Raw genomic sequence first — 19475 nt, 5'->3', positions numbered from 1 at the left:
ATTATTTCGTTTTTCATTGTACTAATTTATCACTCTTCTTTTCAACACCCCTAAAGTCCCCTCAAGGGGACATTTGACAAAGGAAAATAGAATATTCATAGGGTTTATTGATTGGGAATTGGGAAAATAAATTTAATTCTTTACACTTATGTTTCTTGGCCTAGATTGTCCCCTAAAGGATTATTGAGATGAAAGAATTCTTTCATCGAAAATACCGAGCGTAGCTCATTAAGGGTTTCCCTAACAATCCTCTCACAAACAACACCCTAAAACATAGTAGTTTACAAAACCATCAAACAAAAAAAAAGCCTTAATTATAAAATAATCAAGGCCAATTAAATAAGATTTACTTAACGCTACTTTTTCAAAAGCTTCTCTGTATGTGTCTTACCATCTACTGTTACAACATTCAACATGTAAACGCCACCTGAAAGATTATTAACATCCAGCTCATCTACAGATGTACTTTCCATTAATTTCTGTCCATTTAAATTATAAATAGCCAACTGTGCAATCTGCTCGTTCTGAATGCCTGTAATTTTTAATTCATCAGCAACCGGATTTGGATAAATGTTCAACGCTGATGCTTTTGCAAAATCGTCAGTCCCTAAGGTGCCACTTTCAAAACTAAAATTATCGTAAAAAGCATCACCACCATAATTGTTATGCAGCATATTAAAACCAACAATATCAACGGAAGTAAAATTGCTTCGTGTATGTGCCAAAACATCATTTAAGTAATACTTTAATTCTGTAGCCGTTACTTCAATTTTAATGTTTAACCAGGTATTTGGAGTCCATGTTGCATCTTCGATATAAAACGCGCTGTAATTAATATTATCAATGGTATAAATTAATCCTTGATATTCCATAGCGATACCTGCTACAGGAACAAAATTATCATCGGCATCAATACCAAAAAGCGTCATTTCAAAATCTGCTCCATTACTTTCGGTTACCATAACATCGTAAGAGAATGTAAAATCCTCAAATGATTTTGGAGTATCAAAACTTTTTACAGCACCAAAAATTGGTAACCATTGAGGTTCAAAACCCGACTCATAAGAATTTTTAAAAGCATAAGCACCATCTGAAGACTGCTCATTAGAAACAACCTGATTCTGAAGAAAAGCACCATCGCTATCTTCTGTAACTTCCCAACCATTTTGGTTGTTTAATGTCCCTAAAGTATAAGATTCACTGGTTTCAAAGGAAATTGTTTCCTGACTAAATACACCTCCTGTAAGTAATAACATGAAGGCAATTGTGTAGTTTTTTATCATATTTATTTATTGTTTAGAGCAATAAAATTAATATAAACACAATGGAAAAACGAAATAATTAACAATTGAAAAAACCACAATTCAGTAGTCAATTGATTCCCTGATTGCTATAAATATTTAAACTTGCTTTATAAATTATTTATTAAAATTAATCTATAAAGCAGTATAACTTATCCTTAACGTCGCTTCTTAGCCTTACTGCGTTTCTTACCCTTAAACCTCACCTTATCCTCAGGTTTACGTTGATTAAAAGGAACGGCATCATTAAAGGTGTTTTTAGCATCACCTTTGGGTTTATTCTTCTGCCACTTTTCGGTTTTCTCTGGAAGTAGAACGCTTAGTAAATCCTCACGGCCTAATTTGTTTAAGGTCTTTTTAATCCACGCTTTATTTTCATCCTTGTACCAGAAGAAAAAACGGTGTTGTTCGTCCTTTTCCTTTTTAGTAATAGGCGTGTTGACTTTCTTTAAAGTGTAAGGATGGTAACCACTATAATAAATAACCGTAGCAACCGTCATTGGTGTTGGTGTAAAACCTTGTACTTGCTCTAACTGGAAACCCATATCTTTAGTTTCAGCAGCTAGATTAGCCATATCTTCCACTTCACAAGCGGGGTGATTAGATATAAAATAAGGGATCAATTGAAGCTTTAAACCCTTCTTAATATTAATCTTATCAAAACGTTCCTTAAACTTATGGAAGTATTTAAACGACGGTTTACGCATCAATTTCAATACAGGATCACTCGTATGTTCTGGTGCTACTTTAAGGCGACCAGAAACATGCTTCGTCATCACTTCTTCCGTATAATCATCTAACTCTTTAGGATCGGCATTTTTATTAAATTCTGGCACCAACATATCATGTCTAATCCCCGAACCAATAAAGGACTTCTTCACCTTCGGATGCTTATCTACCGCTTGGTATAATTCCGTTAACGGTTTATGAGACGTATCTAAGTTACTACAAATTACAGGCGAAATACAACTCGGCGCCACACACTTGTCGCAAATAGATTGCACTTTCCCTTTCATCTGATACATATTGGCACTTGGCCCACCAATATCAGACAAATACCCTTTAAAATCAGGCATATTGGCCACCGTATCTACTTCTTTTAAAATAGACTCTTGACTACGAGACGCGATAAATTTTCCTTGGTGTGCAGAAATGGTACAAAAGCTACAACCACCAAAACACCCACGGTGAATATTAATGGAAAACTTAATCATTTCAAACGCAGGGATCGGTCCTCGCTTATTATATTTAGGATGTGGTAATCGTGTATATGGATAATCGAAAGACGCATCAATTTCGGCTTCCGTCATGGTTGGGTACGGCGGATTAATCATCAAGGTCTTATCCCCTATTTTCTGAAAAATTCGTCTTGCAGCCAACTTATTAGATTCCTGCTCAATCACCTTAAAATTAGAAGCGTATTTCTTCTTGTCTTTTAGACAAACTTCATGCGAAGAGATTTCAATATCTTCCCAATTACTATTCTTAGGTATTTTTTCGTCTTCTTTTAAAAGTACTGCTGTCTGTAAAACCGTATTTATACTATTAAAAGGCACTCCTCTTTCTAGTAAACGCACTACTTCACGCAAAGGTTGCTCGCCCATTCCGTACACTAACATATCTGCTTTAGACGTTTCTAAAATAGAAGGCATTAGCTTATCACTCCAAAAATCGTAATGTGTAACACGACGTAATGATGCTTCAATACCACCAATTAAAACCGGTGTATCTGGCCATTTTTCTTTTAAAATATTAGTATAAACGCTTGTTGCATAATCGGGTCTAAACCCAATATCTCCATTAGGCGTATATGCATCCTTATCTCTACGTTTTTTATTTGCGTTATAATTGCTAATCATAGGATCCATACAGCCACCTGTAACACCAAAAAATAGTTTTGGTTTCCCCATTTTCACAAAATCCTGAAGATTATCTTTCACATTAGGTTGCGGCACAATAGCGACGCGTAACCCAAAACTCTCTAACATACGTCCTATAACCGCAGGACCAAATGTTGGATGATCTACATAAGCATCTCCGCTAAACAGAATAACATCGAGTGCTTCCCATCCGCGAATTTTCACCTCTTTGTTTGTGGTAGGTAACCAATCTGAAAGTTGTAATTCGTTCTTCACGTTGCAAAAGTAGTTAAAATATTGCCGCTTAGGCAGTACAAAAAGTTAAGGTATTTTATTTGGGCGTTACCCAGGGGTCGTGCTTTCGGCAGTCGCTTTTTTGTATTGCATAAGTGCAACAATACAAAAAGAGCTTCAACAAATGCCTCCACCACTAACGCGGGCGCATCTGCTAAGACCTATGTTTTAGTCTAAAATTCTGCTGAATTTATAAGTTAAGCGCTTTTATACTTTCAATTTTATTACGCTCTAAATAGGCGTCAATTGTTTCAAAATGCTCAATAACACGTTTTTCTTTAAACTCAAAGACTTTTTTAGATAAGCCTTGTAGAAAATCACGATCGTGAGAAACTAAAATTAAAGTCCCATCAAAATTCTGAAGCGCTTCTTTCAATACATCTTTAGATTTTAAATCTAAGTGATTGGTAGGCTCATCGAGAATTAATAAGTTCACAGGTTCTAATAATAACTTCACCATAGCTAATCTGGTTTTTTCACCACCAGAAAGTACACTTACTTTTTTATCAATATCATCGCCCTTAAACATAAAACCACCCAAGATACTTTTAATCTGAGTTCTTACATCGCCTTTTGCTACATCATCAACCGTCTGAAAAATAGTTAAATCTTCATCTAACAAAGCCGCTTGGTTCTGCGCAAAATAGCCAACTTTCACATTATGACCTAAACTACAAGTTCCATCTACATCAATCTCTCCTAGGATAGCTTTAATCATCGTCGACTTTCCTTCACCATTTCGACCTACAAAACAGACTTTCTCACCTCTAGCGATAGACATATTAGCATCATTAAACACTATATGATCATCATAAGATTTAGAAACCTCTTTAACCGTTACTGGGTAATCACCCGAACGCTGCGTCGCTGGGAAACGTAATTTTAATGCCGACGTATCTACATCATCAATCTCAATGATTTGTAATTTCTCAAGCATACGCTCGCGAGATGTCACTTGATTTGTTTTAGAATATGTACCTTTAAAACGTTCTATAAATTGCATATTATCTGCAATAAATTTTTGTTGCTCTTGGTACGCTTTCACTTGGTGTATGCGTCTGTCTTCTCGTAATTGAAGGTAATGTGTATAGTTTGCTTTATAATCGTAAATACGCCCCATAGTTACTTCAATAGTTCTATTGGTAATGTTATCTACAAACGCTCTATCGTGAGAAATAACCACAACGGCATTAGCTTTATTCAGTAAAAAATCTTCTAACCAAATTACCGATTCTATATCAATATGGTTGGTAGGCTCATCTAATAAAATTAAATCGGGTTTTTGTAATAAAATTTTAGCCAGCTCAATTCGCATACGGAAACCACCAGAAAACTCACTGGTAAGTCTTGTAAAGTCTTCCTGTTTAAATCCTAAACCTTTTAAGGCTTTTTCTACTTCAGCATCATAATTTACATCTTCTAAAGCGTAATACTTCTCTCCTAAATCAGAAACACGCTCAATGATTTTCATGTACTCATCAGACTCGTAATCGGTTCTTGTTTCCAATTGCTTGTTAAGACCTTCCATTTCGTCACGCATTTCGTACACATGCTTAAATGCTTTAGACGCTTCATCAAAAACAGTCGTATCATCTTCCGTTAATAAATGTTGTGGCAAATAAGCAATCACAGCATCTTTTGGGAACCTTACATTACCACGCGTAGCACTCTGAACACCAGCTATAATTTTCATCATAGTAGACTTTCCTGCTCCATTTTTACCCATTAAGGCAATTTTATCATTCTCATTAATAGTAAAAGACACGTCACTAAAAAGCGTGTGCCCACTAAATTCTACCGCTAAATTATCTACTGAAATCATATTCTGAATTTTGAATTTGCAAAACTAATAAATGGAAAGACATCATCTAGAATTTGTTTACTAAATAATATCAGTCTGTATTTCAGTCAACTCTAAATGCTATTAAGTTAACCTGAACGCATTAAATCCTTTAATTTTAGTGATGAATCAATATCAACAATTATGATAATTACTAAAATATTAGGATTAACTAGCGCATTTACAAAAAGTAAAAAGGCAAAGATTGCCATCTTAGGTCTAGAAATGGCTGTATTAGGCTATGCGCTTTACCAACAAAAAAAGGAAAATAAAAATAAGCGTCTTAAATCTTAGTGGTATTAGATTTTGAATTAATTTTGCAGGGTATTTTTAAGATTATGAGCATTATTTCAAAAGACATATCAAAAGCTATCGCATTATTAAATGCAGAAGAAATTGTAGCGATACCAACAGAAACTGTTTATGGTTTAGCAGGAAACATTTACAGTGAAAAAGCTGTAAAGTCTATTTTTGAAACGAAGCAGCGTCCATTTTTTAATCCGCTTATTGTTCATATCCCTTCTATAGAGCAGTTACCAAATATTGTTGCTTACATTCCTAAAAAAGCACAATTGTTAGCCGAAGCTTTTTGGCCAGGACCAATCACGTTGGTTTTAAAGAAACAAAATACGATTCCTGATTTAATTACTGGCGGCAAAGATACCGTTGCCGTACGCGTACCAAATCACCCAACGATATTAGAATTATTAAATCAATTAGATTTTCCGTTAGCAGCACCATCAGCCAACCCTTTTAGTAGTATTAGTCCAACCACAGCAGAACATGTAGAAACTTATTTTAAGGATAGTATTAAAATGGTTTTAGATGGCGGACATTGTACAAGTGGTATAGAATCTACTATTATAGGATTTGAAAATGACGAACCTATTATATATAGATTAGGTTCTACAGCAATAGAAGATATTGAAGCTGTAGTTGGAAAAATAGAAATAAAAAATACCATTAAGAGTCAGACAGCAGACATCCCAAATGCTCCAGGAATGTTAGCACGTCATTATGCACCAAAGACAAAAACCATCTTAACAAATAACGTTTTTGAAGCTGTAAAACATCAAAAAGAGAAACGTATTGGCGTCTTAGTTTTTAAAACTAAAATTGAATCACCCAATATTTCTTCACAAATTATACTTTCAGAAAAAGGTGATATGGGAGAAGCAGCATCACATCTCTACGATGCATTACACCAATTAGACAAGCAAGATTTAGACATCATTATTACTGAAGAATTCCCAGGTTTTGGTTTAGGTAAATCTATAAATGACAGACTAACAAGAGCGACAAAAAACTAATATATATGGTTGTTTTTTAAACCGTCTGATTTTCAGTATAAAAAAACATTTCATTAAGATTTGGTTTATCCATTCTTTATCGTAAATTTGCAAACTCTTTTTTGAAGAGGAATGTTTAATCAATTGCGTCATTTAAGGCGCGATTATAAATCAAATTAGTGTGGACACATTAAGCTACAAAACAGTTTCAGCAAACAAAGCTACCGTTAATAAGGAGTGGGTTTTAGTTGACGCTGAAGGACAAACTTTAGGTCGCCTAGCTTCAAGAGTAGCAATACTTTTAAGAGGTAAGCACAAGCCTAATTTTACGCCACACGTTGATTGCGGTGATAACGTAATAGTTATCAATGCTGAAAAAATCAACTTAACGGGTAACAAATGGACGGAAAAAAGTTATATCCGTCACACAGGTTATCCAGGTGGTCAAAGAAGTCTGACAGCTACTGAATTGTTTGAGAAAGACCCAAACAGATTAGTAGAAAAGTCAGTAAAAGGAATGTTACCTAAAAACAAATTAGGAGCGGCTCTTTTTAGAAATTTAACAGTTGTTACAGGTACTAAGCACTCTCACGAGGCTCAAAAACCTAAAACAATTAATTTAAAAGAAATTAACTAAATGGAAGTAATTCACAAAATTGGCCGTAGAAAGACGGCTGTTGCTCGTGTGTACCTTGCTGAAGGAAGTGGCAAAATCACGGTAAACAAAAAAGACATGGCGGATTATTTTACTACTGCAACTTTGCAGTATAAAGTAAACCAACCTTTAGCCTTGACTAACAATGATGGCAACTTTGATATTACTGTTAACGTATATGGAGGTGGTATCACCGGCCAGGCAGAAGCAATACGTTTAGGTTTATCTCGTATTATGTGCGAAATTGATCCTGAAAACAGATTAGTATTAAAGCCAGAAGGTCTATTAACGAGAGATCCAAGAATGGTAGAAAGAAAGAAATTCGGACAGAAAAAAGCCCGAAAGAAATTCCAATTCTCAAAACGTTAATATCCAAACAACATTTAATTCAGGACTTGATTTCTCAGGTTCTGAATTATTTTATTTTATTGAATTAATTCTGAAATTGTTTCAGAATTTAAAGTTTAGCATCTAAATGATTGAGGCGAGCAAAAGCAACCACTCAACCATTGCTAATTTAACAGAACGTAAACTATTACAAAATGGAAAAAGTAGAAGTAAAAGAATTACTTGAAGCAGGTGTACACTTCGGTCACCTTACACGTAAGTGGAACCCAAACATGGCTCCTTATATATATATGGAACGTAATGGTATCCATATTATCAACCTTTACAAAACAGCAGCAAAAATAGAAGAGACTTCTGAAGCTTTAGCTAAAATAGCAGCATCAGGAAAGAAAATTTTATTCGTTGCAACAAAAAAACAAGCTAAAGACATCGTTGCAGAAAAAGCAGCAGCAGTAAACCAACCTTATATTACTGAGCGTTGGCCTGGTGGAATGTTAACTAACTTTGTAACTATCAGAAAAGCCGTTAAAAAAATGGCTACTATTGATAGAATGAAGAAAGATGGTACATTTAACTCTTTATCTAAAAAAGAACGTTTACAAGTAGATCGCTTACGTGCAAAATTAGAAAAGAATTTAGGTTCTATTTCTGATATGACACGTTTACCTGGTGCTATATTTGTTGTAGATATTATGCGTGAGCATATTGCAATTAAAGAAGCTCAGAAATTAAATATTCCAATCTTCGCAATTGTAGATACAAACTCTGATCCTCGTGAAGTAGATTATTTAATACCTGCTAATGATGATGCTTCTAAATCTATCGACAAAATCTTATCTATCGTAACTTCTGCAGTAGCAGATGGTTTAAACGAAAGAAAAGCTGAACGTGCTGAGAAAGATGCAAAATCTCAAAAACCAGAAGCTAAAGCTCAACCTGCTGCTAAAGCAGAAAAAGCTGTAGATGCTGATCAAGAAGAAGAATAAATAACATTTAGAAAATATTCAAAAGTCGTTTAGTTCTTTTCTTTGTAGAAAATTAATTATTCGACTTTTTTAAATTAGAAACTATGGAAAACACTGTAAAAGTTACTGCAGCAGAAGTAAACAAGCTTAGACAAGCAACTGGTGCTGGAATGATGGATTGTAAAAAAGCTTTAGTTGAAGCTGGTGGTGATTTTGATAAAGCTATCGAAGTTTTACGTAAAAAAGGTCAAAAAGTAGCAGAAAAAAGAGCTGACAGAGATTCTTCTGAAGGTGCTGCAATTGCAAAAATCAATGCAGATAACACTGCTGGTGTTGCTATTGTATTAGGTTGTGAAACTGACTTTGTTGGTAAAAATGATAACTTCGTAGCATTAGCTAACCAATTAGGTGATATTGCTTTAACTGCAGATTCTAAAGAAGCATTTTTAGCTGCTGATTTTGGAGGAATGACAGTTGCAGAAAAATTAGTTGAGCAAACTGGAGTTATTGGTGAAAAATTAGAAATCACTTCTTTTGAAAAATTAGAAGCTCCTTATGTTGGACAATATGTTCATATTAATAAAATTGCTGCTTTAGTTGGTTTATCTGCAAAAGTAGATAACGTTGAAACTTTAGTTAAAGATGTAGCAATGCAAGTTGCTTCTATGGGAGCATCTACATTATCTTATAAAGATTTTGATCCTGCTTTTGTTGCCTCAGAAACTGAAGCTCGTATCGCAGTTATTGAAAAAGATAATATTGAATTAGGTCGTTTAGGTAAAACCTTAAAGAATGTACCAAGTTACATCTCTATGGCTCAATTAACTCCTGAAGTTATTGCTGAAGCTGAAGAAGCTGCAAAAGCTGAATTAAAAGCTGAAGGTAAACCAGAACAAATCTGGGATAGAATTTTACCTGGTAAAATGGAGCGTTTCATTTCTGATAACACAACATTAGATCAAGAAAAATGTTTATTAGATCAAAAATTTATCAAAGACGAAAAGCAAACTGTTGCTGCTTACGTTAAAACTTATGGTGACGTTGCTGTTACTGGTTTTAAACGTTCTTCTGTAGGATAATCTTATCTTTATAAACAGAAATTATATATTAAAAACCACTATTCTTTACGGAATAGTGGTTTTTTGTTTTTAACAGAGTAACGAAACAGCAAGGTTTTCAAGGAGAATAAGAATTAATAAATAAAATATCCTTTTGTGTTTTTTTTCACTTTTACAGATGCTAATAATTACGTAGCTTTGCTCAACTTTTAAATCATTGAATGAAATAAGTCATAAATACCTACTTATTTCAAAACAAATGTTATCTAATACATAACATTAGCCCTTTAACTGCAATAGAAACGATCTAATGAAATATAAAAGAATATTACTTAAATTATCAGGTGAAGCCTTAATGGGAAGTCGCCAATACGGAATAGACCCTGAACGTTTATCTGAATATGCTAAAGACATTAAAGAAATCACAGAATTAGGTGTTGAAGTTGCTATAGTTATAGGTGGCGGAAATATTTTTAGAGGTGTTGCAGGTGCTATGCATGGTATGGATCGTGTACAAGGCGATCATATGGGGATGTTAGCAACGGTAATTAATGGTTTAGCATTGCAAAATGCATTAGAAGATGCGGATATTAAAACACGTTTACAAACAGCAATTAAAATAAATGAAGTTGCCGAACCGTTTATAAGACGAAAAGCAATGAGCCATTTAAGAAAAGGGCGTGTCGTTATATTTGGTGGAGGAACAGGTAATCCCTACTTCACAACAGATTCTGCAGCAGTATTAAGAGCTATAGAAATTGAAGCAGACGTCATCTTAAAAGGAACTCGTGTAGATGGTATTTACAATGCAGATCCAGAAAAAGACACAACTGCTGTTAAATTTGACGATATTACTTTTGAAGATGTTTTAAAGAAAGGACTGAAAGTAATGGATACAACAGCATTTACACTAAGTCAAGAAAACGAATTACCTATTATTGTTTTTGATATGAATAAAAAAGGAAATTTACTAAAAGTTGTTTCTGGAGAAAATATAGGAACGAAAGTAGATTTATAATATTAGCTTAAATTTTGATCATATATAATTAAGATTTTCAACTATGGACGAAGACATTAAATTTATAATAGACAGCACAAAAGAATCAATGGATGCTGCCTTAAAACATCTTGAAAAGCAATTTTCTAACATTAGAGCAGGTAAGGCAAGTCCTGCTATGCTAGGAAGTGTAATGGTAGATTACTACGGTTCTCAAACACCACTTAGCCAAGTTGCAAATGTTAATACACCAGATGGTAGAACAATTTCTGTTCAACCTTGGGAAAAAAATATGCTTCAAGAAATTGAACGTGGAATCATGATTGCTAATTTAGGTTTCAACCCAATGAATAACGGTGACTTAATTATTATTAATGTACCACCATTGACGGAAGAACGTAGAAGAGATTTAGCAAAACAAGCAAAAGCAGAATCTGAAGATGCAAAAATAGCAATCAGAAATGCTCGTAAAGATGCCAATCACGATATTAAAGATACTGATATCTCTGAAGATTTACAAAAGACTGCCGAAGTTGATATTCAGAAACTAACAGATCTTTACGTAAAAAAAACCGAGTCTCTTTTAGAAATTAAAGAGAAAGAGATTATGACTGTATAATCTCAATAGCATAAAATAACTCAACATCCCAAATACGTTTGGGATGTTTTTTTCTAATCAGAATTTTTAAAAATTTTACATGTTAAAGCATTTGTGTGTCGTTTTATTTTTAACGCTTGCAACATACGGTCATGCACAACAACTTCCTACAACAAAATCTGAGGCTCATAAAACCGCAAAAGACTCCATAAAAAAAACAGAGTTCTTAAAACATATTGGTAATGGTTACCTCCCATTTAATTATTTTAATCTTGATTTAAGATATCTAATAAAATTTAATCAATATGAAGGGCTTAGAAGTGGATTAGGTGGAATTACAAACGATCGGTTTTCTGATACATACCGTCTCGATGGTTACCTTGTTTATGGGTTTAAAGATAAAGCATTTAAGTATAAAATTGGAGGTGGCTTTAGAGTTAACGAAGCAACAGACACTTGGATACACCTTGCCTATGTTGATGATTTACAAGAAACAGGAAGCTCAAAATTTTTAACAGATAAACGGTTTTTTACATTTTTTGAACCACGCTTATTAAATATTGATTTATTTCATAGGCATATAACAAAATCTGTTTCTATACAACATAAACTATCTAATCATCTGCTTACTGAAACACAGTTCGCCGTATCTAAAATAGACCCAACGTATAATTACACTTACGTATTAGATAATAATAGTTATACTTTTTTTGATTTAACTACTGCTAAAATGAGTTTACAATGGAGCCCATTTAGTACTTACAGTCTTATTAAAGATAATATAAAAGAAACTAAGGATGGATATCCTAAATTCACCTTACAATTAACACAAGGTTTTAAATCTATATTTGGTAGTGATTTTAATTTTTCTAAACTAGATTTTAGAACCATACAACAGTTTAAATACAAAAACGGATCCACAACAAATGTAACTTTAGTAGCAGGAGTTGTAGGTGGAGATGCGCCTATAACACATTTATATCATGCTTATCCTAATAACATTACCAAGGAAACTATTTTACAACGTTTTTCAGTCGCCGGTTTAAATAGCTTTGAAACGATGTATTTTAATGAATTTTTTAGTGATAAATTTTCTACACTACAATTAAAGCATGCCTTTAAACCCTTTAATATTTCTAACCGTTTTAAACCCCAACTTGTTCTTATATCACGTTATGCCATAGGAGATATGAATAGTATTAGTAGACATCAAGATATTCAGTTTGGTACACTTAATAAGCTCTACTCTGAATCGGGTTTTGAAATCAATAAGTTGGTTTTTGGTTTTGGACTTAGTTTTGCCTACAGATATGGTGGCTATCACCTACCAAAATTAGAAGATAACATAGCGTTTAAATTCACCTTCAATATTTCATTATAACATAAATTATATTACTGTTAATTAACCTACAATTTCTTAGGTTTTTTCTACCTTTGCCGCTCATTTATCTCAAAACGAGATTTATGTAAAGTGATGGTTTCATCAAAAAAATATTTTCAATTAATATCTTAAGAGCTTGCTCTAAGAAAGCTATCAATGCATGTTTAAAATTTTAACCACAGGATTCTGGGAGGCCGTTGCAAGACTTATTCTTCGTAATAAAATTTTTATAATTATTGCCATTATTTTGGCTACTATATTTTTTAGTACGCAATGGAAATACATGCAATTTTCTACTACTGAAGCAAACCTATTGCCCGATGATCACGAAATAAACTTAGTTTACAATAACTTTTTAGAAATTTTTGGGGAAGAAGGAAACCTTGTTGTATTAGGAGTTAAAGATTCTACAATATTTACTGTAAAACAATTAAATGCATGGAATAAACTAGCAGATTCTTTTAAAGATTATGAAGAAATAGATGCTGTTTTATCCATTAAAGATCTAAAAAAACTTGTTAAAAACACTGAGAAAGAAAGGTTTGACTTAGAACCCTTTATAAAGGATTCTATTTCTAATATGGAAGAAATTGTTCAGCTTGAAGATGAACTTTTTGAGCAATATCCTTTCTACGACAATTTTTTATTTAACGCCGAAACTAAAACCCTTAGAACAGCACTTTATTTTAAAAAGGATATTATAAATACACCTGCTCGTAAAATATTTATTTTAGATGTTCTACAAAAAAAGATTGATGCTTTTGAAGTTCAAACCGGACTCGATGTAAGAGTTTCAGGAATGCCTTACATACGTACATTAAGCTCACAGAGTATTATTGATGAAATTCCCATTTTTATCGGAGGAGCACTTTTTGTAACCTCATTTATATTCTTCTTATTCTTTAGATCATTTAGAGCAACATTTATTTCGCTTATTGTAGTTTGTATTGGTGTTATGTGGACCTTTGGAATTTTAGGGTTATTGGGTTACGAAATCACAGTACTTACAGCATTAATTCCGCCATTAATAATTGTTATTGGGATTCCCAATTGTGTATTCTTAATCAACAAATACCAACAAGAAGTAAAAGCTCATGGAAATAAAGTAAGATCATTACAACGCGTTATAACTAAAGTTGGTAACGCTACATTAATGACAAATGTAACTACAGCTTCAGGTTTTGCTACATTTATCTTTACAGAAAGTACCCTACTTAAAGAATTTGGTGTTGTGGCTTCATTAAGTATTTTGGCTATATTTTTATTGTGTTTATTAGTGATTCCTATCATGTACACGTTCTTACCTTACCCAAAAGAACGCCACTTAGAACACTTAAACAAAAGATGGATTGGTCGTTTTGTAGGTTGGATGGAATCTATGGTGAAAAACAAGAAAATTACCATATACATTACAACTCTAATCTTAATAATTACAAGTATTATTGGTGTATATCAAATTAAGATTTCAGGAAGTCTTATAGAAGATATGCCACAGGATACAGAGTTTTTTAATGATATTCGGTTTTTTGAATCTGAATTTAATGGGATTATGCCATTAGAAATTTTAATAGACACCAAACGTAAAAAGGGAGTTATGAAACTATCGACCTTAAAACGTATGGATGAATTAGAACAATTAATTACTGAAATCCCAGAATTATCTAGACCTATCTCTGTCGTTAGCTTGGTAAAATATAGCAAACAGGCTTATTACAATGGTAATCCTAAGTATTACCAATTACCAACAAGTCAAGAAAATAGTTTCATCTTATCTTATGCTAAAAACTCAACATCGAACACAGATATGCTGAGTGATTTTGTTGATAGCACAGGGCAATATGCACGTATTACTACCTTTATGAAAGATATTGGTACTGATAAAATGGAACGTATAGAAGAAGATCTTCAAAATAAAATAGATAAATTATTTCCTAAAGAACGCTATGAAATAACCATTACAGGTAAAGCTTTAGTGTTTCAAAAAGGAACCAAATATTTAGTAAAAAATTTAATGATCTCATTAACCTTAGCTATTATACTTATCGCTTTGTTTATGGCTTATTTATTTAGATCATTTAAAATGATAATGGTTTCATTAATCCCCAATTTATTACCCCTTTTAATTACTGCAGGAATCATGGGATACATTGGTGTGCCAATAAAACCATCAACGATTCTAGTCTTTAGTATTGCTTTTGGTATTTCTGTAGATGACACCATTCACTTTTTAGCTAAATACAGACAAGAATTACAGGCCAATAACTGGAAAATTAGAAAATCTGTTTACGGAGCGTTAAGAGAAACTGGTGTAAGTATGATTTATACTTCTATCGTTTTATTCTTTGGATTCTCTGTCTTTACAATTTCTAGTTTTGGTGGTACAGTAGCTTTAGGTGCTTTAGTCTCTATAACTTTACTATTCGCCATGCTATCTAACTTACTATTATTACCTTCGCTTCTATTATCTTTAGAGCGTAATATTGCAAATAAAGAAGTATTGAGAGAACCTTCTATAGATATTATTCCTTCGGATGATGATGATGAGAATGAAGACAATTTAGAACATAAAAATTTGTGAAAAATTACTCGTGCTTACTAAGCCTTTTCTTTAAGTCGGCAATTATATCATCTTTTAATTTAGAATTTTCTTCATATTGAGCTATGAGTTGTTCTGAAAGTTGATTGATGATGAAAGCACCATTACCACCTTGCTGATTTTGATTAATAATTAAAGTATCTTGTTTAAACAAATCTTCAGGTTGTATTTCAAATAAACTACAAAGTGGCTCAATATAATTTGCCCATGAGTTTCGATCACCATTTTCTAGACGTGCGTATGTAGGTTGCGAAATGTGTAAAACATCTGCAACAGCCTCTTGGGTTAGCCCTTTTTGTTCTCTTAAATGACGTATTTTTTTACCTACATTAATCATAATAACTTATTTTTTTCTAGTAAAGATAAAAAATACATATACCGAAATAGCATAAATTTATTCATTTTAAGAATAAAGATTTTCACAAAAAGCTTGTATTTTTATTATATCAAAATAGTTTTGATAGCTAAATTAAAAATAATTTTTACTGTTAAAAATCTAAATATCATGTTTTTATGGTTTATTAGGTGTAGTGTTCATTGGTGGCGTGTTTGCGTTAACTAATAATAACACGGAAGGTGCAACGGAAAAAGGAAATGAATTAATTGTTACTTCAATAGATTTTGAAAACAATGACTTTGCAAAATCATGCTGTAGAAGAACTATTACAGTAGGAGATGAGTCTGCTAGCGTGAAAAAATGTGCGGAACATGAAGATTCAGCTGTTGCTCATGGTGCAGCATGCGCAGCGGCAACTGCCGCAGCAAAACGAGCATTAGGATTGACAGTAGCTGTTAAAATTATTGAAACGTCGTCTAACTAACAAATAATTTTTATGTCAAAATATCTATTAATATTTTTTTTCTTTTTTAATTGCTTTATATCTTTATTCCCAAATGACATTTTTTCGATTGAAGAAGATAATATTGAAATTGAATATACTATAAATCTGATTGATGAAGTTGATGATTATGGTTCAATTTTATTCTATAGAGGTCTTTTGAAAAGTGATGGAAATGATAGCGAATTTAGGTTTACGCTTAAGGATACTATCTTTGAATCTGAACTACTAGGTTCATTTGAAATTAATTCTAACAATTTCAAGAAATTCTTTTATAAGAATTTAGAAAATTCCGTAGTATATTATAAAGAAAAACGCGGGTTGAAAAATCCTATAATTATTAAGGATAACGTAAAGATTAATTGGAATCTGTCAAACGAAACTAAAATAATCAATGGTGCTAAATGTTACAAGGCCTACTGCACATTTAGAGGTAGAGATTATGAAGCTTTTTATGATAAATCCATACCATTTAAAGATGGTCCATTTAAATTCAGTGGTTTACCTGGATTAATCTTAGAAATTAACTCCTTAGATGGTAGTGTTAAAATGAAAGCTAGTCTTATTACCTATACATTTGAAGAAACTCCAGTAAACCCGTATAAAGGGTTAGTTGATGTATCTTCTTTCTCAGATTACAAAAAGAGCTATATAAAATATTTCAAAAAAATGACAGGTTATAAAAGTGATCTTGATTCTGAAGTTTTTGTTCCTAAAAGATATATTGAATACCTTGTTGATGAATGAAATTATTGTAAACAAACATTTTGTAAAGGCTGTACATTTAAAATTAAAGTTTACAGCCTTTCTTTTTTGTATTACCTTATCTGGCTTTACTCAAGTTGTAATTAAAGGGGTTGTTAAGGACAGTGTTAAAACCTTAACTAACGTCACAGTTTTGGTTAAAAACAAAAAAACTAAAAACACACTACAATATACAGTTACAGACAAAAACGGTAAATATTTTATAGAGTTAAAACATATAAAAGATTCAGTTTATTTAGAATTTAACAGTTTTCTATATGAAACTTTAATTTCTAATTTAGATGACGAAACACTCTTAAAAGACAATAGTGTCACTTTAAATGTCGTCTTAAAAGAAAACGTTAATGAACTTAATGAAATATTAATTAAGGCTAAACAGAGAATTACAATAAAAAAAGACACAACCATTTATAATGTAGATAGTTTTAAAGATGGAACAGAAAGAACCGTTGAAGACTTATTAAAAAAACTTCCTGGTGTTAGCGTAGGAAATAATGGTGAAATTAAATACAAAGGTAAAAGCATAAAAAAACTACTTCTTGATGGTGATGATTTATTTGATTCAAATTACACCATCGCCTCTAAAAACATTAATGTTGATATTGTAGATAAGATACAAGGCATTGAAAATTATGATGAAAATTCTTTAAAGAAAGGATTGAGAGATTCAGATGATGTTATACTTAATTTAGTGCTTAAAAAGGGCAAACTTAATTTTTCTGGTAACGTTGATTTAGCGTATGGTTATAAAAATATGCACAAAATAAATGGGGTTGGCATGTTGCTAAATAATAAAGTAAAACTTTTCAATTATACTTCATTAAATAATATTGGCTACAAGAATAGTCAGGTTTTCAAAAAAAACGGAACGCTTTCTGCAAAAAAACTAATTAATGAAGGCAACTTCTATTCTATATTAGATGATTCTTTCCACAATTTTAATAACAATTTTATAAATAGCTCTAATATTCTATTCAAATTATTTAAAAAATCTAAAGTCAGATTTAACTTAAATGGTGAAGTCGATTCAAAAAATCGAATTAACTCTAGCTCTATATCTATAAATGACGATAGCCAAACACTAATAACAACAACAGAAAAAATCAACAATAAGCCCACAAATTTAAATGCTGAAATATTTTTTGAAAACAAAGAAAAAGGCAACTTACATTGGAGTTATTTAGGTTATTACGATCATAAAAAAAAAATAGCAATAATTTTAGTAATAATAATGGCTTGTCTCAACAATCAAATTTAATAAGTAAGACTAAATTAATCCAAAACAAAGTAAATTTAACTTACAGAATAAATGAAAAAAGTGCATTAGAATCTATTTTAACCCATAGTCTTAGCGAGGCTCCACAAGAACTAAATTTATCCCCAAATACGTTATTTAATAATGAGGGAAATAATATATTAGAATTCAATAATCAAACGAGTAGATTTAAAAAGCAATATTTTCTTTTTAAAACAGACGTAATAGGTTTACACAAAAAAAATCAATACAAAATTGAAATTGGTTATAATTACATTTCAAACCAATATAATTCCTTGTTAAAAAATTCAGTAAATCAAAATGAAACTTATGTAAACAATACAGAGTATAGAATTGGAAGCTATTTTATAAATTCTGGTTATAATTTTAAATTCGAAAAAAGTAATATCGGATTAGGACTAAAATTAAACTACAACAATCTAGCATTACAGAATTTTTCTGATAACGATTTCAGTAGCAAAAGTTCTATTCTAGCATTGCCATATTTAAAACTCAAATATAATTTATCTAAGATGATTGGATTTTCATTAAACTATAATTACAATGAAAAAATACCATCAGAAAACAATCTCTTTACCAATATAGTCCAAACTAATTTCAGGAATTTCTTGGATAACAAAATTGCACTAGATAATTTAACATCGCATAATTTCAATATGGATTTTAAGTATTATGATTTTTATAATCGAACTAGTATAAATTTAGGGATTCAGTACATTCACAATAAAAACGGTTATTTTTTCAATAATATAATTAATGAAGACATATCAATAACGACATCATTCTTAAAAAATGAAGGTTTAAATAATTATAACATCTTCCTAAATTCAGAAACATTTGTGCTGTTTCTAAATTCCACATTACAATTTAATTCTAGCTATACTATATCTGAGGATTTAAACACATTAAATGGTTCTGATTTTAGAAACATCACAATTAATGATTTACAATTAGAGTTTGTTGCAAGGACAGGATTCAAAATGCCAGTAAATTTTGAAAATACTTTTATGTATAATAATTCCACATTTAAAACTGAATTAAAAAACTCTAATAGTAGCATCAGCAACCAATTTAAATCTATAATAAAGATTAAAAATGATTCAAATATTAAAGTTCTTTATACTCACATAAAGCCAAATTTTCAAAATAAAGTGAATTACAATTTTATTGAAGCAGAATTATTTTTAAAACCAAAGAATAGTAATTTTTCATACTCAATTTTAGCTAAAAATTTATTAAACGAAAAGCAATTTGAGGTTATAAACATCAATGACTTCTCAACTTCTCGTTCATACTACAATCTTATCGAAAGATATATAATGCTCCAAGTTAGTTTTTATTTATAAATATAATGTTATTTCTTTACTTGGTTTTAAGTTAAAAGCAAAAGGCTTTTTTATCTTTGCATTTCAAA

18 protein-coding genes are annotated in these 19475 nt (G+C 31.6%); 14 read left to right on the top strand and 4 right to left on the bottom strand.

Annotated features, from left to right (window positions below):
• Positions 1 to 356 precede the first annotated feature (356 nt).
• From HSX10_RS11605 to HSX10_RS11595, 3 genes are all read right to left on the bottom strand, one after another.
• Complete coding sequence (locus tag HSX10_RS11605) at positions 357 to 1283, bottom strand: T9SS type A sorting domain-containing protein (RefSeq protein WP_173588388.1); 927 nt, start codon at positions 1281 to 1283, stop codon at positions 357 to 359.
• Positions 1284 to 1459: 176 nt separating this feature from the next.
• Positions 1460 to 3436 carry a YgiQ family radical SAM protein gene (locus HSX10_RS11600; RefSeq protein WP_173588387.1) on the bottom strand — a complete coding sequence of 659 codons (1977 nt, stop codon included), beginning with the start codon at positions 3434 to 3436 and terminating at the stop codon, positions 1460 to 1462.
• Positions 3437 to 3644: 208 nt separating this feature from the next.
• The gene (locus HSX10_RS11595) at positions 3645 to 5276 is read right to left on the bottom strand and encodes an ABC-F family ATP-binding cassette domain-containing protein (protein WP_173588386.1); all 1632 of its coding nucleotides are present in this window, start codon (positions 5274 to 5276) and stop codon (positions 3645 to 3647) included.
• A gap of 162 nt (positions 5277 to 5438) precedes the next feature.
• On the opposite strand from HSX10_RS11595, the gene HSX10_RS11590 reads away from it, so the two are divergent.
• The 10 genes from HSX10_RS11590 to HSX10_RS11545 all read left to right on the top strand — a co-directional run bounded on the left by HSX10_RS11590 (position 5439) and on the right by HSX10_RS11545 (position 15163).
• The gene (locus HSX10_RS11590) at positions 5439 to 5588 is read left to right on the top strand and encodes a hypothetical protein (protein ID WP_173588385.1); all 150 of its coding nucleotides are present in this window, start codon (positions 5439 to 5441) and stop codon (positions 5586 to 5588) included.
• 44 nt (positions 5589 to 5632) lie between these two features.
• Positions 5633 to 6604 (top strand): L-threonylcarbamoyladenylate synthase, encoded by a 972-nt coding sequence (locus HSX10_RS11585; protein WP_173588384.1) that lies wholly within the window; start codon positions 5633 to 5635, stop codon positions 6602 to 6604.
• A 160-nt stretch (positions 6605 to 6764) separates the two neighbouring features.
• Positions 6765 to 7220, top strand: coding sequence for a 50S ribosomal protein L13 (gene rplM / locus HSX10_RS11580; protein WP_173588383.1), 456 nt, complete (start codon positions 6765 to 6767; stop codon positions 7218 to 7220).
• Positions 7221 to 7607 carry a 30S ribosomal protein S9 gene (rpsI, locus tag HSX10_RS11575; protein ID WP_092465616.1) on the top strand — a complete coding sequence of 129 codons (387 nt, stop codon included), beginning with the start codon at positions 7221 to 7223 and terminating at the stop codon, positions 7605 to 7607.
• A gap of 173 nt (positions 7608 to 7780) precedes the next feature.
• Positions 7781 to 8572 (top strand): 30S ribosomal protein S2, encoded by a 792-nt coding sequence (gene rpsB / locus HSX10_RS11570; RefSeq protein ID WP_173588382.1) that lies wholly within the window; start codon positions 7781 to 7783, stop codon positions 8570 to 8572.
• An 83-nt stretch (positions 8573 to 8655) separates the two neighbouring features.
• Positions 8656 to 9630, top strand: a complete 975-nt coding sequence (gene tsf / locus HSX10_RS11565) for a translation elongation factor Ts (protein WP_173588381.1) — start codon at positions 8656 to 8658, stop codon at positions 9628 to 9630.
• Between the two features lie 289 nt (positions 9631 to 9919).
• Positions 9920 to 10627 carry a UMP kinase gene (gene pyrH, locus HSX10_RS11560; protein WP_173588380.1) on the top strand — a complete coding sequence of 236 codons (708 nt, stop codon included), beginning with the start codon at positions 9920 to 9922 and terminating at the stop codon, positions 10625 to 10627.
• A 43-nt stretch (positions 10628 to 10670) separates the two neighbouring features.
• Positions 10671 to 11225: a ribosome recycling factor gene (gene frr, locus HSX10_RS11555; RefSeq protein WP_173588379.1), complete on the top strand. Its 555-nt coding sequence runs from the start codon at positions 10671 to 10673 to the stop codon at positions 11223 to 11225.
• 79 nt (positions 11226 to 11304) lie between these two features.
• Positions 11305 to 12585 carry a DUF5686 family C-terminal domain-containing protein gene (locus tag HSX10_RS11550; protein WP_173588378.1) on the top strand — a complete coding sequence of 427 codons (1281 nt, stop codon included), beginning with the start codon at positions 11305 to 11307 and terminating at the stop codon, positions 12583 to 12585.
• A gap of 160 nt (positions 12586 to 12745) precedes the next feature.
• On the top strand, positions 12746 to 15163 hold the full coding sequence (locus tag HSX10_RS11545; protein ID WP_173588377.1) for an efflux RND transporter permease subunit: 2418 nt from the start codon (positions 12746 to 12748) through the stop codon (positions 15161 to 15163).
• 4 nt (positions 15164 to 15167) lie between these two features.
• Here HSX10_RS11545 and HSX10_RS11540 read toward each other — a convergent pair whose 3' ends face one another.
• A complete protein-coding gene (locus tag HSX10_RS11540; protein ID WP_217363264.1) occupies positions 15168 to 15518 on the bottom strand; it encodes a helix-turn-helix domain-containing protein in 351 nt (116 codons plus the stop codon).
• A gap of 208 nt (positions 15519 to 15726) precedes the next feature.
• Here HSX10_RS11540 and HSX10_RS11535 point away from each other — a divergent pair, with 208 nt between their 5' ends.
• From HSX10_RS11535 to HSX10_RS11520, 4 genes are read left to right on the top strand one after another with little or no spacing between them, the layout of a single operon-like run.
• The gene (locus tag HSX10_RS11535; protein ID WP_173588376.1) at positions 15727 to 16002 is read left to right on the top strand and encodes a hypothetical protein; all 276 of its coding nucleotides are present in this window, start codon (positions 15727 to 15729) and stop codon (positions 16000 to 16002) included.
• Between the two features lie 12 nt (positions 16003 to 16014).
• Positions 16015 to 16767 (top strand): GLPGLI family protein, encoded by a 753-nt coding sequence (locus HSX10_RS11530; RefSeq protein ID WP_173588375.1) that lies wholly within the window; start codon positions 16015 to 16017, stop codon positions 16765 to 16767.
• On the top strand, positions 16760 to 18043 hold the full coding sequence (locus HSX10_RS11525; RefSeq protein WP_173588374.1) for a peptidase associated/transthyretin-like domain-containing protein: 1284 nt from the start codon (positions 16760 to 16762) through the stop codon (positions 18041 to 18043). The genes HSX10_RS11530 and HSX10_RS11525 overlap by 8 nt, the downstream gene beginning before the upstream one ends.
• Complete coding sequence (locus HSX10_RS11520; protein ID WP_173588373.1) at positions 18022 to 19407, top strand: TonB-dependent receptor; 1386 nt, start codon at positions 18022 to 18024, stop codon at positions 19405 to 19407. Before HSX10_RS11525 ends, HSX10_RS11520 begins: the two co-directional genes overlap by 22 nt.
• Positions 19408 to 19475 lie beyond the last annotated feature (68 nt).

Origin of the sequence: Winogradskyella undariae, assembly GCF_013285155.1 — a bacterium.
GTDB lineage: Bacteria > Bacteroidota > Bacteroidia > Flavobacteriales > Flavobacteriaceae > Winogradskyella > Winogradskyella undariae.
This window is presented reverse-complemented; position numbering and strand designations above follow the sequence as displayed.